We start from the raw sequence: 26,048 nt of genomic DNA on the forward strand, positions 1-26,048 counted from the left end.
GCCCCCCACGTCAGGCTACTCGGCGTAGGCAGGGAAGCGCTCGCCGGAACCGAAAGCCTCACGCGCTCCCGCAACCCTTCCAACAGGAGGCGGGCGCGAGGCATCTGCGACCCTGCCCGTCTTCCGCTACGGTCTGCAGCCCCTTGTCTGGTTCGGATCAGGTCCCTCACCAGCGGTGTTACCTCTCTGTAAGCGGTGCCCACTGGAAAGAATCTGGGGAGAACGTCGGTCCGTTGGGGAGCCGCTGGGGAGAACCGACCGCGTGAAACAGCGTCATCATGAGATCCCCAGAAACGAGCAAAGCCGCAGGTCAGAGCCCCCGTACGGCCATCTGCGCAGGTCAGCGCGTTGAGGACGAGGCCTTCAAGAAGATCTCGGCCTGGGCCGCCATCCTCTTCGCCCCCACGCTGGTGGGCACGATCTACGGCATGAACTTCGACAACATGCCGGAGCTCCACTGGGCGGGCGGGTACCCGTTCGCGGTGCTGCTGATGGCGGTGGTGTGCGTGAGCCTGTACGTGGTCTTCAAGAAGAAGGACTGGCTGTAGCCACCCACCCCAGACCCTTGATCAACTTAGCGCGAGCAAAGCATGAGCGGCACCCCCAAAGGCCCCCTGGGGAGAATCTGGGGAGAATGGCGACGCCGAGGCCGAGGGCTCAGCCTCCCAGGCCGCAGGGCTCTCCCGACCTCCACACCCCGCAAGCGAGGGGAACATCGGTGCCCTGTCGCGGAGCCCGGAAAGGGGCCGCCGCCGGTCTGGGCCAGCACATATCCCGCGTTCGCCAAACGGATACTGGAGATAAGGAACGCCGCTCCGCACCCCAGCCCCGTCCCCGCCGGAGCCACGACGCAGCCGACTCATCCCGCCGCAGGCGCAGACGCTCTTTCAGGAGCCACGCCCAGCTGTGGGTCATCCCGTAAGCCGGGCGTCGGCTGAACTTGCCAGGGGCCGGTCCAGAACGCACATCAGGGCGGGGGTGTTCCGATGGCGGCGAGTGGCCAGCCCCTCAGGGACCAGTGGTCCCCGCCCGAGCGGGGGTGTAGGGATCACAACTCTCGGTTCATCGTGGCCATAAGGGGGCGGGGCTGAGCGGTTGTCGTCCTTCGGTGCGACCTGCTCCCGCATGGCGGTCGCTCTTCGGGGCCAGGGACGAGGCCGACCAAGATCCGGGCCATACGCGGACCAGCCGCCTGCAGCTTGGCCGAATCGTGACCGTTTCCGCAGGTCAGGGGCCATGTGAGGCGTGTACCACCAGCACACGAAGAACCTGCTGTTAGCTCAAAGCCGAAAATCAGGCTGCTGCCCAGAGGCCGGCGTCCAGGATCCGGGCGGCCTTGGTGATGCTGCCCGGCATCAGGTGCCGGTAGGTCCGGTACGTCTCCTCGATGGACTTGTGACCCATCCACTCCGCCACGTCAGTGATGGGGATGCCGCTGCCGAGAGCGTTCGAGGCGAAGTAGTGCCGGAAGCCGTACATCCCGACCCCCTCCTCCGGCGGGAGGTCCGCGAAGAGCTTCCTCACCCGCCGCCGCTCCATGCCTTCGGTGAAGTAGCCACCCGGGCCGCACAGGAGGTAGCCGTCCTTCGTGGTGCCGTGCTTCTCCTCGTACCGCTCGATCGCCTCCCGGACCGACCGTGGCAAAGGCACCTCCCGGAAGTCCCCCACCTTGCGGTGCTTCAGCTTCGCCGGCCTCAGCGTGTTGGAATGGATCTGCTCCCGCACCCGGTAGACGTCCTGGGCCACGACGTTGTGGACGTTCACCGCTCGCGCCTCCCCATTCCGCAGGCCGCACCCCGCCATCATGACAATCTCCAGCGCCAGGTCCTCGTCGGCGACGGCCAGCGCTTTCGTCACGTAGGCGAGGGAGGGAATGGCAACCGTTCCGCGCACGTATTCGGGTTCCTGAACCCCCTTCACCGGGTCGTCCGCCATGGCCCCCTTGGCATACGCGTCCCGAAGGATGGTCTTGAGGACCCGGAATATGTTCACCTGGTTGCCTCGGCCGACCCCGTCGTTCTCCATCTCGTCCAGGAACCGCTCAATCACCATCGACGTGACCGAGTTCAGCTTCCGCGATCCCAGGCGCGGGACGATGTGCACGTTGATCGAGCTGTCGACATGCTCACCCGTGGAGTAGTCCGTCATCCTGCGCTGCCGGGGCCGCCACTGCTTCGCGTACTCCTCGACCGTCTGCTGGCCCAGTTCACGGCGGGCCGCCGCCACCGAGGGCGCCGTGGTCTTCTTCTCCGCGTACAGCTGCGTGAGGCGTTCGATCGCGTCGTCCTGCGTGGCGTAGCCGGATTCCTCGCGCTGCTTGCCGAGCGCGTCGCGGAAACGGATCGAGTACGGGTGAGGGCAGCGGGTGGGCTTCGGGCAGCCGCAGTCCTTGAAGAAGGACCCCATGCCGCGGGCGAGCTGTCGGGCCATGTCGCGAACCATCCGATCCAGCCCAAGAATCATGCTCAGGCGCCGCACTGTAGGTCGAAGGTCAGCAAGCACGGAAACCATGCGGACGCATGCTGACCGTTTGCTGACCTGAGGGGGGCACATGATGCCCCTGACCTGCGGCAACGCCAAATAGTCAGATCTTGGACTTGAACATCGTGCGAAGCATGAGGCACTCCCGGTTCGTCTGCTCCCTGCCGGCTTCTGCGGGTCAAGGGCGTTGCCGGGAGACTACAGGGATCAGCATGTCCGGTCAGCCGCCGCCGGGTGTTGGAGGACTCACACCCGGGCCGCCGACGTCCCCGCTCGGGTGGTGCCGGCTGATGGTGAGGACGAGGGCGGCGAAAGCCACCGCGACTCCCCCGGAGTCACCTCACGCACCCGGCGAGCAGCTCCGGCGGCCGGCGCATGTCGTCGAAGACGACGGTGCCCGGGGCTTCGAGCCGTGCGGACGCCGTGGCGCGAGGAGATCGCCGCGTCACCCGAGGTCGCCGGTGAGGGGTGAGAGCGGCCGCTCGAAGAAGGTCTCCAGGACCACGGTGGCCTGCGTGCCGCTGACCCCGTCGATGGCGTAGATCCGGCGCAGCACGTCCTGCAGTTGCTCGGTCGTCGCCGTCCTGACCTTCACCAGCACCGAGGCGCTGCCCGCGATGACGTGCGCCTCCAGAATCTCGGGGAGCGCGGCGAAGTCCTGCGCCGAATCCCCCATCCAGGACGTCGAGTCGACCATCACGTAGGCGAGGACGGCGCCGCCGACGGCGGCCGGGTCCACGTCGACGGTGGTCCGCCGGACGACGCCTCGCTCGCGCAGCTTCCGCACCCGCTCGTGCGCGGCGCCCACGGACAGGCCGACGGTCTGGCCGAGTGCCGCGTAGGACTGGGTGGCGTCCCGCCGGCCGAAGCCGGCGCGGCCATGGACCGTCCATGGCCGCGCCGGCTCCGCTGTCGTTCGGGCAAGGCCATCAGCCCTTGGCCGCCAGTTCCTTGAGGGCGATGTTGAGCTGGAGGACGTTGACCCGGGGCTCGCCGATGAAGCCGAGGATCCGGTCGTCGGTGTGGTCGGCGACGAGCTTCTCGACGGCCGCGACGTCCAGCGTGTTCCGCTCCGCGATCCGGTGGACCTGGAGCTTCGCGTACTCCGGGGAGATGTGCGGGTCCAGGCCGGAGCCGGAGGAGGTGACGGCGTCCGCCGGGACGTCCTCGGGCCCGACCTGGTGGCCGGCCGTCGAGTTGTCCTTCACCACCGCGGCCTTGGCGTCCTTGACCCACTGGATCAGGTCCTCGTTGTCACCGGACCGGTTGGTCGCACCGGACAGGATGATCGAGTACTGGGTGTTGACGGAGTTGGTGCCGAGACCGTTGGAGGGGCGGGGCTGGAACCACTTCAGGTCCGGCGCGGGGGTCTCCTCGCCGTCCTTGAGCGGCAGGTCGTAGCGCTGGCCGATGAGTTCCGAGCCGACGACCTTCCCGCTCGCGTCCTCGACCTCCGAGCCGTCGGCCTTGCCGGGGAAGGCCAGCTGCGCGATGCCGGTGACGGCGAGCGGGTAGAGCACGCCGCAGACGACGGTGAGAACGAGGAGTGCCCGGAGCCCGGCCCACAGGACGCGGCTGGTGTTTCCTACCGAGTTGTTCATGATCGTCAGCCGATTCCGGGGATGAGGGAGATGAGCATGTCGATGATCTTGATGCCGATGAACGGGGCGATCAGGCCGCCGAGGCCGTAGACCCCGAGGTTCCTGCGCAGCATCGAGTCGGCGCTACCGGGCCGGTAGCGGACGCCCTTGAGGGCGAGCGGGACCAGCGCGACGATGATCAGCGCGTTGAAGACGACGGCGGAGAGGATCGCGGACTCCGGCGAGGCCAGGCCCATGATGTTGAGCTTGTCCAGCGACGGGTGGGCCACCGCGAACATCGCGGGGATGATCGCGAAGTACTTCGCGACGTCGTTGGCGATGGAGAAGGTCGTCAGGGCGCCCCGGGTGATCAGGAGCTGCTTGCCGATCTCGACGATCTCGATGAGCTTGGTCGGGTTGGAGTCCAGGTCCACCATGTTCCCGGCCTCCTTGGCGGCCGAGGTGCCGGTGTTCATGGCCACACCGACGTCCGCCTGGGCGAGCGCGGGCGCGTCGTTCGTGCCGTCGCCGGTCATCGCGACGAGCTTGCCGCCCGCCTGCTCGCGCTTGATGAGGGCCATCTTGTCCTCGGGGGTGGCCTCGGCGAGGAAGTCGTCGACACCCGCCTCCTCGGCGATGGCCTTCGCGGTCAGCGGGTTGTCACCCGTGATCATGACGGTCTTGATGCCCATGCGGCGCAGCTCGTCGAACCGCTCGCGCATGCCCTCCTTGACGACGTCCTTCAGGTGGATGACGCCCAGGACGCGGGCGCCCTCGGCGTCCTCGACGGCGACGAGCAGCGGGGTGCCGCCGGCCTGGGAGATCCGGTCGTTGAGCGCCTGGGCGTCGTCGGAGACGGTGCCGCCCCGCTCCTCCACCCAGGCGACGACCGAACCGGTCGCGCCCTTGCGGACCTTGCGGCCGTCCACGTCCACGCCCGACATCCGTGTCTGGGCGGTGAAGGCGATCCAGTCGGCGTGGGACAGCTCGCCCTGGTGGCGCTCGCGCAGACCGTACCTCTCCTTGGCGAGGACGACGATGGAGCGGCCCTCGGGGGTCTCGTCGGCCAGCGACGACAGCTGGGCGGCGTCGGCCAGTTCGGCCTCCGTGGCGCCCTTGACCGGGACGAACTCCGCCGCCTGGCGGTTGCCGAGCGTGATGGTGCCCGTCTTGTCCAGGAGCAGGGTGGAGACGTCGCCCGCCGCCTCGACCGCGCGGCCGGACATCGCGAGCACGTTGCGCTGCACGAGCCGGTCCATGCCGGCGATGCCGATCGCCGAGAGCAGCGCGCCGATGGTCGTCGGGATGAGGCAGACCAGCAGGGCGGTGAGCACGATGAGGGACGTCTGCTCGTCGGCCCCGGCGTAGATCGCGAACGGCTTGAGCGTGACGACGGCGAGCAGGAAGACGATGGTGAGGGACGCCAGCAGGATGTTGAGGGCGATCTCGTTCGGGGTCTTCTGCCGGGCCGCGCCCTCGACCAGGTTGATCATCCGGTCGATGAAGGTCTCGCCGGGCTTGGTCGTGATCTTGATGACGATCCGGTCCGACAGCACCTTCGTGCCGCCGGTCACGGCCGAGCGGTCGCCGCCGGACTCGCGGATGACCGGGGCCGACTCACCGGTGATGGCGGACTCGTCGACGGACGCGACACCCTCGACGACGTCCCCGTCGCCGGGGATGATGTCGCCGGCCTCGCAGACCACCAGGTCCCCGATGCGCAGCTCCGTGCCCGGGACGCGCTCCTCGTTCTTCCCGATCACGCGGCGCGCGACCGTGTCGGTCTTCGCCTTGCGCAGGGTGTCGGCCTGCGCCTTGCCGCGGCCCTCGGCGACCGCCTCGGCCAGGTTGGCGAAGATCGTGGTGAGCCAGAGCCAGGCCGCGATCGCCCAGCCGAACCAGTCGCCGGCGTCCTTGACGGCCAGGACGGTGGTGACCACCGAACCCACCAGCACCACGAACATCACGGGCGACTTGATCATCACGCGTGGGTCAAGCTTCCTGAGGGCGTCCGGGAAGGAGGCGATCAGCTGCTTGGGGTCGAAGAGCCCGCCGCCGACCCGTCCCGACGTGGGCTTTCGGCCCACGGGGACGTCGGTGTGCGGAGCCGTTGCGGGAGAGGTCGTGGGGGACATGGTGTCCTGCTGCTTCTTTACGTCGATGTTCATGCCGCGAGCCCCTCGGCGAGCGGTCCGAGCGCGAGCGCCGGGAAGTAGGTGAGACCGGTGATGATCATGATCGTGCCGACCAGGAGGCCCGTGAACAGCGGCTTCTCGGTCCGCAGGGTGCCCGCGGTCTCGGGGACGGGCTTCTGCTCCGCCAGCGACCCGGCCAGCGCGAGCACGAACACCATCGGGAGGAACCGGCCGAGCAGCATCGCGATGCCGATCGTCGAGTTGAACCACTGCGTGTCGGCGTTCAGGCCGGCGAAGGCGGAGCCGTTGTTGTTGGCGCCGGAGGTGTAGGCGTAGAGGATCTCGGAGAAGCCGTGCGCGCCGGAGTTGGTCATCGAGTTCGCCGGGGTGTCCAGGACGAACGACGCCGCCGTGAATCCGAGCACCAGCGCGGGTGTGACGAGGATGTAGCAGGCCGCGAACGTGATCTCTCGCGTGCCGATCTTCTTGCCCAGGTACTCGGGAGTGCGGCCGACCATCAGACCGGCGAGGAACACCGCGATGATCGCCATGATCAGCATCCCGTACAGGCCGGACCCGACACCGCCGGGAGCGATCTCGCCGAGCTGCATGCCCAGGAGGTTGATGCCGCCGCCGAAGCCGGTGTTCGACGAGTGGAACGAGTTGACCGCACCGGTCGACGTCAGTGTCGTGGCGACCGAGAAGATCGCCGAGGCGCCGATGCCGAACCGGGTCTCCTTGCCCTCCATGGCGCCGCCGGCGAGGTCGAAGGCCGGACCCCTGCCCGCGAACTCGGTCCACAGCATCAGACCGGTGAAGACGAGCCAGATGGTGGCCATCGTCGCCAGGATCGCGTAGCCCTGCTTGAGCGAGCCGACCATCCGGCCGAAGGTGCGGGTCAGCGCGAACGGGATGACGAGGATCAGGAAGATCTCGAAGAGGTTCGACAGCCCGTTGGGGTTCTCGAAGGGGTGGGCGCTGTTGGCGTTGAAGTAGCCGCCGCCGTTCGTGCCCAGTTCCTTGATGACCTCCTGGGAGGCGACCGCACCGCCGTTCCACTGCTGGGTGCCGCCCATGAACTGGCCGACCTCGTGGATCCCGGCGAAGTTCTGGATCGCCCCGCAGGCGACCAGGACGAGCGCGCCGACGACCGAGATCGGCAGCAGGACACGGACGACTCCGCGGACCATGTCGGACCAGAAATTGCCCAGCTCACCGGTGCGAGACCGGGCGAAACCGCGCACGAGCGCCACCGCCACCGCGATACCCACCGCGGCCGAGACGAAGTTCTGCACCGCGAGGCCGCCGGTCTGCACGACGTGGCCCATGGCCTGCTCGCCGTAGTACGACTGCCAGTTGGTGTTGGCCACGAAGGAGGCGGCCGTGTTGAACGCCTGGTCGGGGTCGATCGACGAGAAGCCGAGCGAACCGGGCAGCGACCCCTGCACCCGCTGGAGCAGGTAGAGGAAGAGGACGCCCACCGCCGAGAAGGCGAGGACGCCGCGCAGATAGGCGGGCCAGCGCATCTCGGCGTTCGGGTCGGCACCGATGCCCTTGTAGATCCACTTCTCGACCCGCAGGTGCTTGTCGGAGGAGTAGACGCGCGCCATGTGGTCACCCAGCGGCCGGTACGACAGGCCGAGGGCGACGACGAGCGCCAGAAGCTGGAGGGCCCCAGCCAGAACAGGACTCATATCCGGCTCAGAACCTCTCCGGCTTGACCAACGCGAGGACGAGGTATCCCAGCAGGGCGACGGCGACGAGCAGACCGACGATGTTCTCGGCACTCACAGCTTCGCCACCCCCTTGGCGATGAAGGCCACCAGCGCGAAGACCGCGATCGTGGTGACGACGAAGGCCACGTCGGCCATCGTGAACTCCCGGTGAAGAAGGAAGAGCGGATTCTCTGACGAGATGAGGAAACCGCCTTTTCCAGCCATCGCCGTCGCCGTTGACGCCGCCTTGACGCTCGTGACGCCCCTCTTGACGCATCCCCTACGCGGCGCCCCGAAAGCCACGGATCCCCTGCTCAGGGCGTCGTCGCGCGCCGCACGCGGATCCGGTGTCGGGCCGCGCGGACGTCAGGTACCCGGCGGATCGACGCGGTGGGCTAGCGGTCGCCGAGGCGGAAGCGGAGGCGGCAGATCACCGCGTCCGTGTCGCGGCGGACGGCGTGGGCGACGACGGCGCCGCGCTGGTTCTGCAGCAGTCGCTGCCAGAGGCGCTCCGGCTCGGTCTCGGCGATCAGCACGGTGACCCTGGTGTCCGGGCTGGTCCGTGTCAGGTCCCGGACGTACGCGGCGATCGGGCGGCCGAGCGCACGGCGTTCGTCGCGCAGGCGGACGAGCTCCACACCGGAGTTCCACAGGGCCCAGTCGCGCCGCAACGCCTCGGTCGCCTCCCGGTCCTCCCGGTCGGGATGGCACACCGTCACCGCCCGCACCTCGTCGCCGAGCGAGACGGCCGCGGTCAGGGCCTCGCTGGTGAGCCTGGTCAGCGAGGAGACGGGTACGAGCACCAGGGAGCGTTCTCGACGCGGCGGCTCGGGCACCCGGCCGACGCCCAGGCGCTCCCCGATCCGGACGTAGGCGCGGTGGACCGCCTCGAAAGCGAGGACGAGCAGCGGCAGCGCGATCACGATCAGCCAGGCCCCGTCGTGGAACTTCGTGAGGGTGACCACGATCGCGGAGACGCCGGTGAGCACGGCACCGAGGCCGTTGAGCAGGGCCTTGGCAGCCCATCCGGCTCCGCGCTCCCGTCGCCAGTGCAGCACCATGCCCGTCTGGGCGATGGTGAAGCCGACGAACACGCCGATGGCGAAGAGCGGGACGAGGGTGTTGGTGTCGCCGCCGGAGAACACCAGGAGCGCCGCCGAGACCACGGCCAGCCACACGACTCCGTGCCGGTGCACCTGCCGGTCCGCCTTCAGCCCGAAGACGTGCGGCACGTAGTCGTCGCGGGCGAGCAGCTTCAGCAGCACCGGCAGTCCGCCGAAGGAGGTGTTCGCGGAGAGCGCGAGGAGCACGACGGTGGCGAACTGCACCACGTAGAAGGCCCAGTTGTGCCCCAGCGAGGCATCGGCGAGCTGGGCGAGGACGGTGACGCCCTCGACCGGCTGGAGCCCGAAGCGCGAGATCAGCACCGACAGCCCGATCAGCATCACGCCGAGCAGCGCGCCGAGCGCCACCTCGGCGCGCATGGCCCGGCGGGCGGCGGGAGCGCGGAAGGACGGTACGGCGTTCGCTATCGCCTCCACGCCGGTGAGCGCCGAGCAGCCGGAGGCGAACGCCTTCAGGAGCAGCAGTGCTCCCACGGTGGTGGCGTCGTCGGCGAGGACCGAGGCGTGGCCGGCGGACGTGGTCGTGGAGACGGGGGCGTCACGGAACAGGCCGACGACGATCAGCACCAGGATCGCACCGACGAACACGGCGGTGGGCACGATGAACGCGCGGGCCGAGTCCACGATCCCGCGGAGGTTCACGGCCGTGACGAGCGCGAGGACGGCCAGGCAGATCACCAGCCGGTCCCCGTACAGCCCGGGGAAGGCGGAGGTCAGGGCGGCCACACCGGCGGTCACGGCGACGGCCACGTTCAGGACGTAGTCGAGGACCAGGGAGGCGGCCGCGACCAGGCCGGTGCGGCGGCCGAGGTGGGCCTTGGCCACGGCGTACGAGCCGCCACCGTCCGGGAACGCCTTGATCACCTGCCGGTACGAGGCCACCAGCACCGCGAGCAGTCCGGCGATGGCGAGGGTGACCGGCAGGGTGAACCCGAGCCCGTGTCCACCGGCCGTCGCCAGCACCAGGACGATGGCCTCGGGCCCGTACGCCACCGACGCCATCGCGTCCAGGGACAGCGCGGCGAGCCCGGTGACGGCGGTCAGCTTGTGCCGTGCGCCGGTATCGGGAGGTTCTTCGGCGCCGGGTACGGCGTCCTTCTCCGTGGTCGGGGTGGTCATGCGGGCCGCTCCTTCGGACTGATGTCCGCTCAGCGTGGCCCCGCGCGGAGCGCTTTCGGCCTCCCCTGGCGGAATCCTTGCGCCGGAGCGCCCTCTCTTCACGCGTTCCTGACGGTCACGCGTCCTTGCGGCTGCCCCGGCATTGCCTTCGCCTTCCGCCATTGCAACGCTCATTGCGTTCGGCCGCAGCCCATTGCATCAATTCCCCTGCTCTGAGCTGGAATTACGCGCACACACGATTGACGCTCTCATGAATGCAACGTAGCTTTCGATCGACTTCAAACACGTCATATCGCGAGACGAGGACGGACCATGAGCGACTCCCTCCACACCGTCACGACGCTGCCGACGGAGCGTCAGGCCGGTTGCCCCTTCGACCCGCCGGCCGAGCTGCTCGACGCCCGCCGACACGGCCCGATCAGCCTCTACACCCATCCCGGCGGCAAACCGGGCTGGATGATCACCGGATACGACATGGTGCGGTCCGTCCTGGCGGACCCGCGGTTCAGCTCCCGCAAGGACCTCATGAACGTGGTCGACTTCGCGCTCCCTCCGGCGCCGCCCGGCGAGTTCCTGCTCATGGACGAACCGGAGCACGGCCGCTACCGGAAGCCCCTGGTGGGCAAGTTCACCGTCCGGCGGATGCGGATGCTCACCGAGCGGATCGAGCAGATCACCGCCGACTGCCTGGACGCCATGGAGGAGGCCGGACCGCCGACGGACCTGGTGACCGCGTTCGCCAAGCCCATCCCCACCATCGTCATCTGCGAGATCCTGGGCGTGCCCTACGAGGACCGGGCGTCCTTCCAGGAGCAGATCGACACGTTCATGGGCGGGGAGGTCGGCGACGAGGAGCTGATCGCGGCCTACACCGCGACCCAGGAGTACCTCGCACGACTGGTGGCCGCCAAGCGCGCCGCCCCCACCGACGACGTTCTCAGCGAACTCACCGACAGCGACCTGTCGGACGAGGAGCTGAAGGGAATCAGCCTCATCCTCCTGGCGGCCGGCTTCGACACCACCGCGAACATGCTGTCCCTCGGCACCTTCGCGCTGCTGCGGAACCCTGATCAGCTCGCCGCGCTGCGCGCCGATCCCACGCTCACCGACGGCGCCGTGGAGGAACTGCTGCGGTATCTGAGCGTGGCCAAGACCTTCCACAGGACGGCGCTGGAGGACGTCGAGCTGGGCGGCCGGACCATCACGGCCGGAACGACGGTCGTCCTCTCGTACCACACGGCCAACCGCGACCCCGAGCGGTTCACCGAGCCCCACACGCTCGACATCCGCCGGCAGGCCGCCGGACATCTGGCCTTCAGCCACGGCATCCACCAGTGTCTGGGGCAGCAGCTGGCCCGGGTCGAGATGCGGGTCGCGTTCCGTGCGCTGCTCGACCGTTTCCCCACCCTGCGCCTCGCCGTACCGGCCGAGGAGGTCGCCTTGCGCCCGGAGGCCGCGGACATCTTCGGCGTGAAGAGCCTCCCGGTCGCCTGGGACGAGAAATGAGCGCCCCGCGGCTGAGCGTCGACCGTGAGCGCTGCATCGGCGCCGGCATGTGCGCCATGACCGCCCCCGACGTCTTCGACCAGGATCCGGACGACGGCCTCGTGATCCTGCTGGACGCCGGACCGCCCACCGCCGACCGCGCGGCCGCGCGGATGGCCGCCGGTGTCTGCCCCTCCGGGGCGATCACCCTCCACGAGCCGGAACCCGGGGGTTCCTAGGCCGCGCTCCGGGCCCCCGCCATATGTCGGCGGGGCCCGGAGCGGGTCGAGCTCATCGCCGGGCTTTCGAGCTCATCGCCGGGCTTCCTGCCGGGGGGCCTCCGTCCGCAGTTGCCCGTTCCCGAAGTACGCGATCAGCTTCGGGTCCAGCGGCGGCACCTCGTACGCCGCGCCGTCCTCACGCAGCGAGCGCGTCGCCATGACCCCCGCGGCCACGCTCATCCGGGCGGCCACCGGCGAGGTGTCCGTGGCGCCGCCTTCGCGGGCGAAGCGGCAGAACTCCTCGACGATCCGTGCGTCGGCACCGCCGTGGCCGCCCTCCGCGTCGGGCACCTTGTGGATCGCGTCGGCGTCGGTCCGGTAGTCGCTCGGCCCGGTGTTCCAGACGCGGACCTCGTCGCCCGGCCGGTCGCCGAAGTTCTCCAGCCTGCCCTCGGTGCCGATGACCGTGTAGTTGCGCCAGTAGTCGGGGCTGAAGTGGCACTGCTGGTACGCCGCGACGACGCCGTTGTCCAGCCGCATGTTCATCACCGAGACGTCCTCGACGTCCACGATGTGGTGCAGGTCCGTGCGCGCGCCCGGCGGCCACTCGAAGGCGCGCAGCCAGCCCTCCGGCCGCGGCGTGCCGGCCTCGCGGCGCGGCAGGTCGCCGTAGACCATCAGGTCTCCCAGGGCGTTGACGCGCCGCGTGTATCCGCCGGCCAGCCAGTGGATCACGTCGATGTCGTGCGCCGCCTTCTGCAGGAGCAGACCGGTGGTCCGTCGGCGGTCGGCGTGCCAGTCCTTGAAGTAGTAGTCACCGCCGTACGAGACGAAGTGCCGTACCCATACGGTCTTCGGCTCACCGATGTCGCCGCGGGCGATGATGTCGCGCATCAGGCGGACGACGCCCATGTGCCGCATGTTGTGCCCGACGTAGAGGTGGCTGCCGGTCTCGTACGCGGTGCGCAGGATCGCGTCGCACTGCTCGACGGTGATGCCCAGGGGCTTCTCCACGTACACCGCCTTCCCCGCTTCCAACGCGTCGCGGGCGACGGCCTCGTGGGTGTCGTCGGGGGTGGCGACGATGACGGCGTCGATGCCGTCGTCGTCCAGGAGCGCCCTGTGGTCGCCGAAAGCTCTCGCTCCGGGGAAGCGCTCGGGAACCCGGGCCCTGACAGCCGGATCGAGGTCGGCGACCCCGGCGACGACCGAGCCCTGCCCCGGACGGTGGGCCGACCGGGCGAGGTTGCCCCGCAGACCGAGGCCGATGACGCCGATGCGCAGGTCGTCGGTCACTTGGCACCGCCCTGGGCGATGGCCTTCTCGTACTCGCGGCGGATCGCGTTGCCGGCGGAGCGCTGCCACTTGGGCAGGATCTCCTTCTCGAAGGAGGAGAGCGGCTTGCGTCCTGCCACGATGTCCCCGAGAGAGGTGTACAAGTCGCCGGAGGCCGAGGCGCCCTTGTTGGCGTCGGTGTCGGAGAAGTAGCCCGTGGTCGGGTTGATCCGGGCGATCCTCATCAGCTCCACCTCCGTCCGGTGGATGTCGCGGGTGGTGTCGGGCTTGCCCGGCAGGTAGAGGGTCTGGGGAGAGTTGCCGAAGAAGGTGATGGCCTGCCGGGTGGTGAGCACCTCGGCGTTGCCCTTGGTGTTCAGGGTGACGTCGCCGTCCTTGGTCCGGGTGTGGTGGGTGCCCTCCATGCCGTAGTCGAGGAAGAGCCGCTCCTCACTGCCGAAGGGTGCGCTGAGGTAGTTCATGACCTGCAGCAGCGTCTCGACGCGGGCCTTGCTCACCTTGTTGTTGATGGCGGTGAAGCCGACCGAGCCGTAGCCGAAGCTGAAGCTCGGGGTGCCGCCCTTCTCGGCGGCGAAGGGGACGATGACCTTGGCCGGCCAGTCGTACATCGCGCTGTCGTTGAGGAAGCCGGGGAAGGACTGGACGTGGGCTCCGAGGAATCCCCCCTCCAGTTTCTCCAGTGTGGTGGCGAGGTTGGGATCGGGCCAGAAGAGTTTCGCCTGCTGGCACTTGAGGGCGAACTCGACACCGGCGAGGAACTCGTCCGTCTCGAACGTGTGGGTGAGCTTGCCGCCGTCGAGCCGCCACCGGTTGGGGGCCCCGTGCCACTGGGCGAACTGCATGATGTGGTTGACGTAGGCAGGCTCCAGCACGTACTTCTTGCGCTTGACGTCGAGGAGTTCCCTGCCCTTGTCGAGGAAGTCCTGGGCACTGTCGAAGCTCACCCCGCCCACCGGCTTCCAGAAGTCCTCGTTGGCCACGTAGACCTGGCCCATCCGCCCGTACGGGACGGCCACGCCCCAGATCCTGCCGTTGAAGACTGCGGTCTTCCACGCGAAGTCGGGGATGTTGGCGAGGTTCGGGTACTTCCTGACCGCGTCACCGGAGAGGTACGGCGTCAGGTCGTGGAACCTCGCCTGCAGGAGCGCGGGGACGTTCTTCAGACCCTGGTTCGGCGGAAACCACATCAGATCGTGCATGTCGCCGCCCGCGACGGTCGCGTTGAACTTCGCCCGGTAGACGTCCTCGGCGCCGAGGCCGTTGACGATCGTCATGCGCAGTTCCGAGCCGAGCCGCTTGTTGAGCTCCTGCCAGTAGGCGTTCCGGTTCATGGCCGGGGCCGCGGTGGTGAACGTCTCCGTCAGGGCGGTGACCGGCTCTCCGTCACCGGGCACCGCGGGCACGCTGCGGGCGGGGTTCCTGGGGTAGCGCAGGTACGCGGGGTCCAGTCCCTGGCCGTTGCCCGGCAGGTCCGGTGCGGCGATCTGGGCCGGCACGTAGTCCGGCAGCTTCAGCCTGGCCGAAGCCTCGGCGCCGGCGCCCTGGGAGGTTCCCGTTCCGGTGCTGCAGGCGGTGAGCGCACCGCCACCCGCGACGGTGAGGCCGGCGGCGCCGGCCGCTCCGAGGAACCCACGACGGTTGAGGCTTCTGGAGGACATGGCTCTCCTTGAGGGGATGGAAGGCGAGGGGCGACGGGTGACGGGCGGGGTGCGGGACGCGCGGCAGGGGCTCGGGACGCGCGGTGGGGCGGGCGGCCCGGGGGGCGGGGCGGTTGACTTGGGGGCTCACGCCTTGATCGCGCCGGTGAGGACGCCCTTGGTGAAGTACTTCTGCAGGAAGGGGTAGACGGCGACGATCGGCAGGACGGCGAGGATGAGCACGGCCATCGACAGCGAGGTGCCGGCCGGAAGCACGCTGACGCCCATCGCCTTGGCGTTGAAGGTGTCGCCCTGGAGGACGTACGAGCGCAGGACGACCTGGAGCGGCAGCTTGTCCGGGTCGTTGATGTAGAGCATCGCGTTGAAGAAGCTGTTCCAGTAGGTGACCGCGTAGAACATGCCGACGACCGCGATCACCGCCTTCGAGAGCGGCAGCACGATCTTCAGCAGCACCTTCAGGTCGCCGGCGCCGTCCAGGCGCGCCGCCTCGTGCAGTTCCTCGGGGATGCCCTGGAAGAAGGCCCGCACCACGATGACGTTGAAGGCGTTGAGCATGATGGGCACGACCATCGCGCCGTAGGTGTCGAGCAGTCCGAGCGCCTGTGCCACCAGATAGTTGGGGATGATGCCCGGCGTGAAGAGGAACGTGCCGACCACGATGAGGAGCAGCGGCTTTCCGGCGAGGGTCCCGGGCCGCGAGAGTCCGTAGGCGAGGCAGATCGTGCACACGAGGCTCAGCGCGGTGCCGACGAGGGTGATGCCGAGGCTGACCAGGGCGGCACGGGTGACCACGCCACCGGAGAGCACGACCCGGTACGCCTCCAGGGTCGGATCGGTCGGGAACAGCACGTACCCGCCGTTCGCCGCCAGTTCGGCCTTGGTGGACAGGCTGGTGCCGATGGCGAGCAGGAACGGGTAGCCGACCGCGACGATCATCGCGACCATGACGAGCAGCTTGAGCCCCTGGCCCGCCCTGCTGGGCTGTTCCATCCACACGGGGCGTTCCGTCGGGCGGCGGCGTCGCCCCTTGCCGAGAATCGTCGAAAGCGACGGCATGCTCATCGGTAGACCCCCTGCTCGCCGAGGCGGTGAGCGAGTTTGTTGGCCAGGACGATCAGGACGAATCCGATGACGCCCTTCATCAGTCCGGCGGCGGTGGACATGCCCCAGTCCCCGTCGACGACGCCGTGGAAGTAGACGTAGGTGTCGAGCACTTCCGCCGCCTCCGCGCCGACGGCGTCCCGCTGGAGCAGCATCTGTTCGAAGCCGACGGAGAGGATGTCGCCGAGCCGCAGGATCAGGAGCATGATCATCACCGGGCGGATGCCCGGCAGGGTGATGTGCCACATGCGCCGCAGCCGGCCGGCGCCGTCCATGGCCGCCGACTCGTAGAGCGAGTTGTCGATGGACGCCATGGCGGCGAGGAAGATGATCGCCCCCCAGCCGGCGTCCTTCCAGACGGCCTGGGAGGTCAGGAGCAGGATGAACGTGTCCGGGTTGTTCATGATGTTGCCGACGGGCACGCCGTTGTCGTTGAGCAGACTCGTCACCGTGCCCGCGCCGCCGAAGACCTGCTGGAACATCCCCACGACCACGACCCAGGACAGGAAGTGGGGCAGGTAGACCACGGTCTGCATCAGCCGGCGGACCTTGGTGCTGATCAGGGAGTTGAGGAAGAGCGCGAGGGCTACCGGTGCCGGGAAGTAGAGGAACAGCTGGACGACGCTGATCTCCAGGGTGTTCCACACGGCGGACCAGAACTCGGGCTGCTCCAGCAGCGCGGCGAAGTTGGCCCAGCCGACGAACGGGCTCTGCTGGAAGCCCAGATACGTCTGGTAGTCCTGGAAGGCGATGACGTTGCCCGCCAGCGGCAGGTAGAAGAAGACCGCGAAGTAGAGGATGCCGGGCACGCACAGGAGCAGCAGCATCCGGTCCCGCCTGAGGCGGTCCCGGATGCTGCGTCGGACTCCGGGTTCCCGGACCGCCTTTCCGGCTGCGGAACGCGAACGTGCGCGCTGGTCGCGCGGCGGAGCGGGTTGAGGCGTGTCCGGACGGGGCGAAGCGGGTGCGGCGGCCGACACATGCACCTCCTGCGGCGAGTGGGAGCGGGGGGAACGTCGACCCGCGCCCGGCGTTCTTGGGGCGCCCGGAGGGCCGAGCGGTGGCATCAGCGCTTCCGAAGGCCCGGCGTCGGCTCGATGGCGTCGGGCCTCGGTGCGAATGTGGCAGGAGTCAACAGGTCGGGTCGCGCCCGGTCAAGACCTTTATTCAAATCATTTGTCTAACGAGGGGTCCAGGCGTGGGAGGCCGGGGCCACGAGCGGCAGCCGCCCGACCCCGCGCAGACCTCCGCACCCCCAGCTGACAGGGGCCACGAGGCTTCCGCCCCGGCAGCACGGAGGAAGCGCCGACGAATTCCGCAGCACTCTCGTTTCTCTGTGAACTTTCGTAAGTAGGATGCGTGACATGAACCAGCACGGCGGAGACGCCTCCCTGTTGCGGCGGTTGAACTCCGCTGCCGTCCTGCGCGTTCTGCGGCACCGCGAGACGGCCGCGACCCTGACCGAGCTGGCCCAGCAGGTGCAGGTCTCCAGGCCGACGGTCGAGACGATCATGGAAGAGCTGCTGGAACAGGGGTGGGCCGAGGAGTGCGGTCAGGAGCGCGGGCTGCGCGGCCGGCCCGCCAAGCGCTACCGCTTCCGCGCGTCGGCCGGACGCGTCCTCGGACTGAGCGTGAGCGCCTACCGCTTGCAGGCGGTGGGAGTCGACCTGAGCGGGGAGGTCACCCAGTCCCGCAAGGCGGCGATCTTCCCCGACATGACCGTGGACGAGCGCCTCGACGCGATCGAGCGTTTCGTCGACGACTGCTCGGAGGAACTGGGCCAGCGCCCGATGGCGGTGGGGGTGGGCACCACCGGGGTGGTCGACGGTACCGGGCGGGTGGTGAAGAGTTCCGTGCTGCCCGGGTGGACGGGCCTCGCGCTGCAGGACGAGCTGTCGGCCCGTATCTCGGCGCCCGTGGTGGTCGAGAACGACGTCCGCCTCGCGGTCCTGGCCGAGCGGTGGCGGGGCGCCGCCGTCGACCGCATGGACGTGCTCTACCTCTTCGCGGGCAACCGGATGTCCCTGGGCATGCTCATCGGGGGCAAGCCGTACCGCGGAGCCCACTCGGCGTCGGGTGAGATCGGCGAACACGCCACCGGCCTGTGGCAGGTCTTCGGACCCGTCATGGAGTTCGCGACGGCGGTCGAACCGGGAGAGCTGCGCTCACCGGCGCAGGCCGCGGAATTCGCCTTCGCCCGGGCCGCCGTGGGCGACCCGAGGGCCTCGGAGGCCGTGACCGCGCTCGCGGTCGGACTGGCGGAGGGCCTGGTGACGGTGGTGGGCCCCTTCGACCCGGAGATGGTCATCATCGGAGGCTCGCTGTCGAGTGGCGGCGCCCTGCTGGTGGAGCCCATCCAGGAACACCTGAACCGGGCCTGCCTGTACCCGCCCGAGGTCGTGGCGTCCGGCCTGGGCAGCGACTCGGTCGCCACCGGGGCGGCGCGACTGGCGCTCGAGCACACCGAATCCGGCATCGCGCCGGCCCGCGGATCGGACACCACCCCGGCATAGCGGCCCGTTTCGGGCGCGAAGAGCCCCGGAGCGCGGAGGCCGGCACCAATAAACCTGATGGTTTTCATAAAGTGCGCTACTGTCTCGTGCCGCAGGGAGCGGCACGCGAGGACCGTCCCGCGGGCGAGCAGGTCCGCGCGGCTCCCTGAGTCATCCGTCACCCGTGTGAACAGGGGACCCCAGGTATGACCGGCACGTCGCGCTACCACCTGCGCTACCAGCTCCTTCCCGGGCGGGACCCCCGCGAACTGGGCGAGTTCTGCGTCGCGCACGGCGTCGACGAGGTGGTCCTGATCTACGGCTCCGAGGAGCTGCACACGGGTCATCCGGCGGCAGCCGACGAGGACTTCTGGTTCGAGCACGTGGCCCACGCGCACGAGGTGCTCACGGAGTTCGGCGTCTCACTCGCCCTCAACCCCTGGGTGACGACCGGGCACGCCGACCGGGGGCGTGTGCAGGACCTCGGATTCGCGCCCATGGTCTCGCCCCGGGGAGAGGTCGCCACCGCGACGGCCTCCTTCGCATGCCCGGTCTGGCGCGACTGGCTCGCCTCGCACTACGGCCGCTTCGCCCGACTCGGCTTCCGCGTGCTGTGGATCGAGGACGACTTCCGCTTCCACAACCACGCGCCCCTGACCTGGGGCGGAGGCTTCGAGCCCGGCATGCTCGACCGCTTCGCCGAGTCGGCCGGCATACGCCCCTCCAGGGAGCAGCTCGTGGAGGCCGTCACCGGCGCGGGCGTGCACCCCTGGCGGGAGATCCTCCGACGTACGTGGCGCAGGACGCAGGAGGAGGCCCTGGACGCCGTGCGCGAGGCCGTCGGCGGTCGGGCACGGCTGGGCATCATGAGCTCCGGTCTGGGATCCGCGTCCCTGGAAGGGCGCGACTGGGACGCCCTGTTCACCCGCTGCGACGTACACCGCCCGCACTTCGCCCCGTACAGCGACCAGCCCGGCGCCCATCTCTCCCACTCCGTCGCCATGCTCGAACTGCAGAGGCCGCTGCGGCCCGACACGGTCGAGGTCGCGCCGGAGATCGAGAACTGGTCGCACACGGAGTGGAGCAAGTCCGACACCCAGACGTGGTCGGAGATGGTCACCGCCCAACTCTCCGGCGCGGACGCCCTCCTCCTGGACCTGTTCCCCTTCGTCACCGGCGATCCCGCGCGCTACCCCCGCATCGGCCGCCTGCTCGACTCCTCACGTCCCGCACTCGACGCGACGGTCACCGACGCCCTGACGACCATCGGCGTGGGCGTCCCCTGGTGGCCGGAGACGGCGGCGTCGATCCCGGGCGACGGCACTCTGCGGGGGCTGGAGGCCGACCCCGTGCGCACCGCGCGTTTCCTGCTCTCCTACGGCATTCCGGTCCAGGCCGGCGCCGCGCCGGTGACGGCACTGTTCGGCAACGCCGCCTGGGGCGTACCCGACGAGGAGCTGCCCCGCCTCCTCGCCGGAGGGCTGCTCCTCGACGGAGTTGCCGCGCGCGTCCTCGGCGAACGCGGCTACGGGGAGTTCCTCGGCGTCCGGGTCGACGAGATCGTCGAGCGCGACACCCCGCGGCCCGATCCGTACAGCATGGAACGCGTCCTCGACGAGGACGCGCTGCTGAGCGTGAACGTCCAGCCCGCGCTGGCCAGGATGACCGCCGCACCCGGGGCCCGGGCGTGGACGCACATCCTCACGCCACGGGGCGAGCACTGCGGCGACGGCCGTGTCGCCCACACCAACCGCCTCGGCGGACGCGTCATGACCCTGGCGGCATGCGCGCCCGACGCCTTGGGGCGCTGCGACGACGGGCAGCGCCTGGCGCAGCGCATGGTCCGCTTCCTCGGCGCCGAACTCCCCCTGGTCACCGGCGGACCGCACCTGATCCCGCAGTACGGCGACGTGGGCGGTGCACGGCGGCTGGCGATCGCGAACGGGTCCGCCGACCCGGCGCGCCCCGTCGTGACGACGGACGTCGATCCGACGGCGCTGCTGCTGGAGCCCCTCAAGGATCCGGTGCCGGTGCCGGTGCGGCGGGTGGGGCCGCGCGTGCACGTGGAGGCCGACGTGCCGCACCGCGGCTATGTGATCCTTCGGTGGCCGTGACCCGGGTCCACGACGATCGGACGATACGGGTCGGCACGGCGGGGCCGGGTCGGGGACGGTCCCGGACCCGGCCCCGCCGTGTCGCTACGGCGCGATCTCGAACGTGGGCGGCTGGAGACCCGCGAGACATGATCTGTCGGGCGCGGTCGGGGTGTTGAAGAACGAGCGGGTGATGGTCTGCGCGCACGGCGAGTCGGCGAAGACCACGTGGGCGACGTAGGGGATCGTGACGGCGGTGGACCGGCTCAGCGTGCGGGCGGCGTACGGGCCGCTGCTCGGCGCGGTCTGGGCGTCGAACCCGCCGGACAGGACGAGCGTCGGGATGTCGCTGCGCGTCACGGACCGGATCGAGGGCGGCGCCGCGGGGATGTCCCAGGCGCGGCAGTCCGCGTGCATCCAGCTGAGCAGCGGAGCGTTGGCCAGCACGGAGCGCGGGAACGACGGGAACAGGCGTCGCCCTGCCCGGATCACGTCGCCCTCGCTCTCGTACGGCGTCCACTCGCTGCAGAAGACGCCGAAGACGAGCCCGTGGGAGACCCTTCCGATGGCCTGCGGGCTGAGCTTTCCGCCCGCGTACTGTTCGGCGATCCGCTGCGGGTTGCCGCGGGCGAGTTCGTCGATGGAACGGGGCACGCCGGGCGCGAGGTGGCTGGCGAAGGTCAGCCAGTTCACCAGGAGCCCACCGTCCAGTGTCACCTCCACCGGCTCCGGCCGGCCCGGCACCGTGACGGTCGTGGTGACCGGTCGTGCTTCGAGCTCGACCACGAGGCGTTCGAAGGTGGCCTTGAGGTTCGGATAGCGGGTGTTGCAGGCGGGCTGGTCGGCGCACGCCTTGAAGATGCCGTCGAAGCCCTCGCGTGCGGCCTTCCAGGTCACGGCCCCGCCTGCCAGGGACGGCGGTAGGACGCCGTCGATGCCGACCGAGCGGATGCCCTTCGGGTGCAGTCGCATGTACTGGAGCGCCAGGTCGGTGCCGTAGGAGATGCCGAACACGTTCCACTGCCTGATGCCCAGTGCCCGGCGCAGGCCGTCGTAGTCGGCGGAGCTCTCGGTGCCGTTGTAGGCGCTGAGGTCGACCCCGCGGCTCGCCAGGCCGTCGCGGCACTTGCGGGTCTCCGCGACGTGCAGGCGCCCGGTGGACCGTGCGCCGAAGACGAGGTCGAGGGAGTCCGCGGCGAACTCGTCGATGTTCCGGCAGGTGAGCTCCGGGTCGGCCGAGTAGGTCCCGCGTTGGGACATGAAGATCACGTCGCGGTCGCGGTTCAGGCCGCCCGCGAGCGCCATCGGGATCTCGGAGACCGCGTCGTCGCCGGGCCCGCCGGCGAGCCACACGATCGGGTCGGGTGCCGGTCGGGCGGCGACGGACGGCATGATCGCCACCGCGAGGGTGATCTTCCGGCCCTTGCGGTGGGAGCGCTTCTCGGGGACGGTCAGGGTCCCGCAGCGGGCACGCGCCAGATCGGGGATCGGGTCGGCCGTCCTCGGGCAGGGTCCCGGCGCGAAGCGGGCGTCGCCCGCCGTCCGCGCGACCGTGCCGATCGGCTTGCCGGTGTCGGGCTCCGCGTGTGCGGGCATCGCGGCCAGGCCGACGACGAGGGCGGCGGCCGTGGCTCCGGCCAGCGCGGCCGGGAGCCCGCGCGACGCGCGCCCGGCTCGTGGTGAGCAGAGGGACATCATGTTCTCTCCGGGTCGGGGGTGATGAGGAACGGCTGCGGCGCGAGGCCCGCCACGCACCCGGTGTCGGGCGCGGTCGGACGCGCGAGGAAGGAGGCCAGGACGCTCTGCGCGCAGGGCGACTGGGGAACCACGAAGTGGCCGATCCCGGGAATCAGCACGGCGGTCGAGCGCGGCAGCGTGCGTCCGGTGTACGGCCCCCAGCTCGCCCCCGTCTTCGCGTCGAACGTGCCGGAGATGATCAGCGTCGGCACCTTGCTGAAGGTGGTCACCCGCTGGATCGCGGTGCGGTCCGGGACGTTCCAGACACGGCACAGGTCGTACTCGAAGGGCAGCTGCGGCGCGTGGGCCAGGACCGTGTCCGGCCACCCGGGGAAGGCCCGGCGGCCCGCCTCCAGGATGTCGGCCTTCGTGAAGCCCGGCGCCCACTCCGCGCACGCGACCGAATGCGTCAGACCGTGGGCGAACTCGCCGATGGCGGGCGTCGCGCCGGCGGCCTGTGCGCGCGCGAAGCGTTCCGGATTCCCTCGGGCGAGTTCGTCGAGCGCCGCGGGGACCTCGACGGCAGGCAGCGCGCCCCCGTTGGTGACCAGCAGGTTCACCAGCGTGCCACCGTCGAGGACGACCTTGACGGGGCTTCCGCCGCCCGGCGGCTGCGCCGTCACGGTCAGCGGGTTCGCCTCGAGCCTCCGTACCTGCACGGTCAGCGTGCGCGACAGGTCCGGGTAGCGGCTCTTGCAGCGGGGCTGTGCCTCGCAGGCCGCGAAGATCTTGTTGATCCCCTCCTGGGCGCTGTCCCAGGCCCACGGCAGGCTCACGATCTGGGGCGGCACGACCGAGTCGATGGTCACCGTGCGGACGCCCTCGGGGTGCCGGCGCAGGTGGGTGAGAGCCAGATCGGTGCCGTAGGAGTAGCCGTAGACGTTCCACTTCTTGATGCGGAGCGCCTTGCGCAGGTCGGCGAAGTCGGCGGCGTTCTCGGTCGTGTTGTAGTCGCTCAGCCTGATGCCGTCGGCCGTCAGGCGGTCCCGGCACTCCTTCGCCGCCCGCACCAGGAGCCGTCCGGTCGAGGGCGCGTCGTAGGGCAGCCCGACGGCCCTCGCGTTGAACCGGTCGATCTCCGGGCAGGCGAGGTTCGGCTGTGAATGGAGCCCGCCGCGCTGGGTCATGACGATCAGCTCGCGTTCCCGGTTCACGCCGGAGGCGATGAGGAAGGGGATGGCCCCGATCGCGTCGCCGCCGGGCCCGCCCTCCATGAAGACCACCGGGTCCTGGGCGGGCTTCGCCGACGCGGCCGGGATGATCGCGACGGTCAGCTTGATGGTCCGTCCGCCGCGGTGGGTCCGGCTCTCGGGCACCTCCAGGAGGCCGCACCGTCCGGGGATCGGCTCGGGCACCTGCGGACAGGGGCCGGGGACGAAGCGCGTCGCACCTCCCGGACCGGGCCCGGTCGACGGGGGTGACGCGGCGCTGCTCGGTGTCGGGCCGACCGCGCCCAGGAATGCCAGCCCGGCCGCGAGAAGCGCCAGCCCGCCGGGCGACCGCCGGGAGCCTCGCGGTGCGTGACGGCGACGCGCCCGCCTCCGTACGGGCCCGTCACTTCCGTGAGCGAACGGTGGGCAGCCCGTTCTGATGCCCTGTTCCGCCATGTGATTCCGTCCTTCTGACCGCCTCGGCCGCGCCGAGACTGATGACGATGCTGTGAGGCGGCTCCGCCCGTCCCCGACCGCGTCGGGTGGCGACCACCGCGAAGGCCAGCCTCTGCCGGTGAGCGGTCGTCAACCACCGCTGAGCGCCACTCGGAGCAGTCCCGCTCCGGGTGAGTGCGCGTGGGTCCGGGTGAGTGCGCGTCGTCGACGAGCTGTTCGGTGGCCGGTCACTCCGTGCGGTCGGCGGTCTCCCGGAGGGCGGTGCGGACGCTGGTCAGCACCACGGCGATCAGGCAGAGGGCGATGACGGTCTCCGCCCACAGAAAGGCGAACCAGTCCAGCACGCAGCCGATCGGGGGTGTGCCGGGGGCGGTGTTGCGGAACGCCGAGAGGGCGAACAGCGTCGCGGCCATCCAGGCGAGGGCGGGCCAGACCAGGCCCGTGCCGTGGGTCGTCAGATACCAGGCGGCGATGAGCACGGACGCCGCCAGCGCCCACATCACCACCATCATGAAGAGGACGAAGCCGAGCAGGCTGCCCGAGCGGGACAGCCCCACCCGCATGACGGCCTCCTGCCCGGAGGGCACCGGGGTCGCGGTGACCGAGAAGAGCGTGTCGTTGTTGGAGAACATCAGGCGCACCGGCACCTGTTCGCCGCCCAGCTGCGCGCGGAAGGCGATGTCGGTCTCGTAGGTGTCGAACGGGTAGTCGCTGATCGACCCGCCCGAGAGCGCGACCTGCACGTCCCGCGTCGCGAGCCGCTCGTGCGCCGGGAACTCCAGGTCGCCGAGGGTGGCACCGGAGGTCTGGAGGGTGAGATCGGCCGCCGGGGCGGCGCCCCCCGCCTCGCCGAGGCTCCCGCGCGGCGTGACCCAGACGCGCAGGACCATCTCCCTGGCCGCGGCGTCGACGCGCTGGACGGCGGCCTCCACGTCGACACGATCGGCGGCCGACGATCCGACGGTGTGGACCGTGTCGGCAGCCTCCCGCTCGGAGAACTGCAGCCAGGACCCCACGCACACCGCCACGACGATCAGGACCGCGATGGCCAGCAGGACCGGCAGCAGCGAGGACCCGGAACGGCGGGGGCGAGGTGCGTCCGAGGGTGGGGCCATGGGTGACTCCGGCGAGGTGGGGAGGGGGGACGGACGCGTCCCGCCGGACACCGGCAGCGGCCTCCCGCCCACGCGGCGCGGTCTGCCGAAGCGGGCACGATCGTCGCTGGTGGCCGCCCTCTCCGGGACGGGGACGGTGGCCGCGGTCCGATCCTCGTCGACGGGGCCGGCGATCCACCGCATCCACGCGGGCGTGTCGGCACCTCACGCCCACGAGCACCCGCACCTCGGCCACGGGTTCGCGGCCCGCTCCGCCACTCCAGGGACCGGCGGGCGGGGAGGCCGCGCCCGCCGGTCGACCGGACCCGACGGCCGCTGCGTTCGTAGAGCCGCACACCCGGAGCACGCAACGGCCGAAGTGTCGTCTTTATACGACTATTCCCGATATCCGCAGTGGCGGACATAGATGAGCGAGGGGTGGCGTTTGCGGGTGGCGTGCTGCACGCGCCATGGCGAACGATGGCGAATTACATCTTCCCAAGCGAAACGTACCCATGACGACGCACCCGGTGAATACGCTGCCTTCAGTGGTGGTTGATGTGCCGTCACAGGAGTCCCTCGTCTTCGCTCGGTTCAACGACGAGAGGACTTCAGTGGACAAGCAGAAGCCGCCTTGGTGGAAGCGGTGGACCCCGACCGGGGTCCTCGCTGCGGGATCGTTCCTGGTGAACACAGCTCGACTTGCACTCGATCTGCTCAGGAACGGCCACGGATCCTAGTCGGGGTCCGACCCTCACAGCGGGGGCATGTCGTACGGCGTGCCCCCGCTTCTCTGTCCACTTACCCCAAAGATTGGGTAAGGCGGCACCACTAACGTAGACCACTAAGAAGATTCACGACTCGTGATTCGTATCGGATCCTCGAAAAGTTTCCAGATCAGTCCGCGAAAACCTACGCCGAACCAGGTCGCAAATCTGCGTGATTCCTGTGCGCTTGGAGCGCCTGAAAGGCCCCAGCGCCTCTCGGACCCGTGGTGACCCCGCCTCGCCTTGTCGGCCCGGGGTCAGGCGCCTCACCCGAGCAGGCGAAGCAACGCCGAGCGGGCGAGCGGGCGAGCGGGACGAGGATGGTTCGAATCGGGCGGCCGGA

The 26,048-nt window shown here is 69.9% G+C and carries 18 protein-coding genes and 2 pseudogenes; 5 read left to right on the forward strand and 15 right to left on the reverse strand.

What is annotated here, in order from left to right; translation table 11 throughout:
• Nucleotides 1-350 precede the first annotated feature (350 nt).
• Nucleotides 351-548: pseudogene (locus AB0D99_RS00755) on the forward strand (CorA family divalent cation transporter); the annotation flags it as partial.
• A gap of 745 nt (nt 549-1,293) precedes the next feature.
• Here AB0D99_RS00755 and AB0D99_RS00760 read toward each other — a convergent pair.
• From AB0D99_RS00760 to AB0D99_RS00795, 8 genes and pseudogenes are all read right to left on the reverse strand, one after another.
• Nucleotides 1,294-2,430 (reverse strand): tyrosine-type recombinase/integrase, encoded by a 1,137-nt coding sequence (locus tag AB0D99_RS00760; protein WP_362355254.1) that lies wholly within the window; start codon nt 2,428-2,430, stop codon nt 1,294-1,296.
• A 496-nt stretch (nt 2,431-2,926) separates the two neighbouring features.
• Nucleotides 2,927-3,343, reverse strand: a pseudogene (locus AB0D99_RS00765) (Lrp/AsnC family transcriptional regulator); the annotation flags it as partial.
• A 67-nt stretch (nt 3,344-3,410) separates the two neighbouring features.
• Nucleotides 3,411-4,082, reverse strand: coding sequence for a potassium-transporting ATPase subunit C (locus AB0D99_RS00770; protein ID WP_362355257.1), 672 nt, complete (start codon nt 4,080-4,082; stop codon nt 3,411-3,413).
• A gap of 5 nt (nt 4,083-4,087) precedes the next feature.
• Complete coding sequence (gene kdpB / locus AB0D99_RS00775) at nt 4,088-6,229, reverse strand: potassium-transporting ATPase subunit KdpB (RefSeq protein WP_362355259.1); 2,142 nt, start codon at nt 6,227-6,229, stop codon at nt 4,088-4,090.
• A complete protein-coding gene (gene kdpA, locus AB0D99_RS00780; protein ID WP_362355262.1) occupies nt 6,226-7,890 on the reverse strand; it encodes a potassium-transporting ATPase subunit KdpA in 1,665 nt (554 codons plus the stop codon). The genes kdpB and kdpA overlap by 4 nt, the downstream gene beginning before the upstream one ends.
• Before the next feature lie 7 nt (nt 7,891-7,897).
• On the reverse strand, nt 7,898-7,987 hold the full coding sequence (gene kdpF, locus AB0D99_RS00785) for a K(+)-transporting ATPase subunit F (protein ID WP_345693099.1): 90 nt from the start codon (nt 7,985-7,987) through the stop codon (nt 7,898-7,900).
• Entirely contained in the window at nt 7,984-8,136 is a 153-nt protein-coding gene (locus AB0D99_RS00790) for a hypothetical protein (protein ID WP_362355266.1), read from the reverse strand. Before AB0D99_RS00790 ends, kdpF begins: the two co-directional genes overlap by 4 nt.
• A 170-nt stretch (nt 8,137-8,306) precedes the next feature.
• Nucleotides 8,307-10,154: an APC family permease gene (locus tag AB0D99_RS00795; protein ID WP_362355269.1), complete on the reverse strand. Its 1,848-nt coding sequence runs from the start codon at nt 10,152-10,154 to the stop codon at nt 8,307-8,309.
• Between the two features lie 312 nt (nt 10,155-10,466).
• Here AB0D99_RS00795 and AB0D99_RS00800 point away from each other — a divergent pair, with 312 nt between their 5' ends.
• Both AB0D99_RS00800 and AB0D99_RS00805 read left to right on the forward strand, forming a co-directional pair.
• On the forward strand, nt 10,467-11,660 hold the full coding sequence (locus tag AB0D99_RS00800; RefSeq protein ID WP_362355272.1) for a cytochrome P450: 1,194 nt from the start codon (nt 10,467-10,469) through the stop codon (nt 11,658-11,660).
• Nucleotides 11,657-11,878 carry a ferredoxin gene (locus AB0D99_RS00805; protein ID WP_362355275.1) on the forward strand — a complete coding sequence of 74 codons (222 nt, stop codon included), beginning with the start codon at nt 11,657-11,659 and terminating at the stop codon, nt 11,876-11,878. The genes AB0D99_RS00800 and AB0D99_RS00805 overlap by 4 nt, the downstream gene beginning before the upstream one ends.
• A 72-nt stretch (nt 11,879-11,950) precedes the next feature.
• Here AB0D99_RS00805 and AB0D99_RS00810 read toward each other — a convergent pair whose 3' ends face one another.
• The 4 genes from AB0D99_RS00810 to AB0D99_RS00825 all read right to left on the reverse strand — a co-directional run bounded on the left by AB0D99_RS00810 (nt 11,951) and on the right by AB0D99_RS00825 (nt 16,769).
• Nucleotides 11,951-13,156 carry a Gfo/Idh/MocA family oxidoreductase gene (locus AB0D99_RS00810; RefSeq protein ID WP_362355278.1) on the reverse strand — a complete coding sequence of 402 codons (1,206 nt, stop codon included), beginning with the start codon at nt 13,154-13,156 and terminating at the stop codon, nt 11,951-11,953.
• On the reverse strand, nt 13,153-14,814 hold the full coding sequence (locus tag AB0D99_RS00815) for a hypothetical protein (protein WP_362355281.1): 1,662 nt from the start codon (nt 14,812-14,814) through the stop codon (nt 13,153-13,155). The genes AB0D99_RS00810 and AB0D99_RS00815 overlap by 4 nt, the downstream gene beginning before the upstream one ends.
• A 126-nt stretch (nt 14,815-14,940) precedes the next feature.
• The gene (locus AB0D99_RS00820; RefSeq protein ID WP_362355284.1) at nt 14,941-15,876 is read right to left on the reverse strand and encodes a carbohydrate ABC transporter permease; all 936 of its coding nucleotides are present in this window, start codon (nt 15,874-15,876) and stop codon (nt 14,941-14,943) included.
• Nucleotides 15,873-16,769 (reverse strand): ABC transporter permease subunit, encoded by an 897-nt coding sequence (locus tag AB0D99_RS00825; RefSeq protein ID WP_362356017.1) that lies wholly within the window; start codon nt 16,767-16,769, stop codon nt 15,873-15,875. Before AB0D99_RS00825 ends, AB0D99_RS00820 begins: the two co-directional genes overlap by 4 nt.
• Nucleotides 16,770-17,279: 510 nt before the next feature.
• On the opposite strand from AB0D99_RS00825, the gene AB0D99_RS00830 reads away from it, so the two are divergent.
• Nucleotides 17,280-18,428, forward strand: a complete 1,149-nt coding sequence (locus AB0D99_RS00830) for an ROK family transcriptional regulator (RefSeq protein ID WP_362355287.1) — start codon at nt 17,280-17,282, stop codon at nt 18,426-18,428.
• 185 nt (nt 18,429-18,613) lie between these two features.
• Nucleotides 18,614-20,521, forward strand: coding sequence for a hypothetical protein (locus AB0D99_RS00835; protein ID WP_362355290.1), 1,908 nt, complete (start codon nt 18,614-18,616; stop codon nt 20,519-20,521).
• Nucleotides 20,522-20,605: 84 nt separating this feature from the next.
• On the opposite strand, the gene AB0D99_RS00840 is transcribed toward AB0D99_RS00835, so the two are convergent.
• From AB0D99_RS00840 to AB0D99_RS00850, 3 genes are all read right to left on the reverse strand, one after another.
• Nucleotides 20,606-22,198, reverse strand: coding sequence for an alpha/beta hydrolase (locus AB0D99_RS00840; RefSeq protein WP_362355293.1), 1,593 nt, complete (start codon nt 22,196-22,198; stop codon nt 20,606-20,608).
• The gene (locus AB0D99_RS00845; RefSeq protein ID WP_362355296.1) at nt 22,195-23,592 is read right to left on the reverse strand and encodes an alpha/beta fold hydrolase; all 1,398 of its coding nucleotides are present in this window, start codon (nt 23,590-23,592) and stop codon (nt 22,195-22,197) included. The genes AB0D99_RS00840 and AB0D99_RS00845 overlap by 4 nt, the downstream gene beginning before the upstream one ends.
• Before the next feature lie 479 nt (nt 23,593-24,071).
• A complete protein-coding gene (locus AB0D99_RS00850; RefSeq protein WP_362355299.1) occupies nt 24,072-24,959 on the reverse strand; it encodes a DUF4436 family protein in 888 nt (295 codons plus the stop codon).
• Between the last annotated feature and the right edge of the window lie 1,089 nt (nt 24,960-26,048).

Origin of the sequence: Streptomyces sp. NPDC047971 (assembly GCF_040653355.1) — a bacterium.
Lineage (GTDB): Bacteria > Actinomycetota > Actinomycetes > Streptomycetales > Streptomycetaceae > Streptomyces.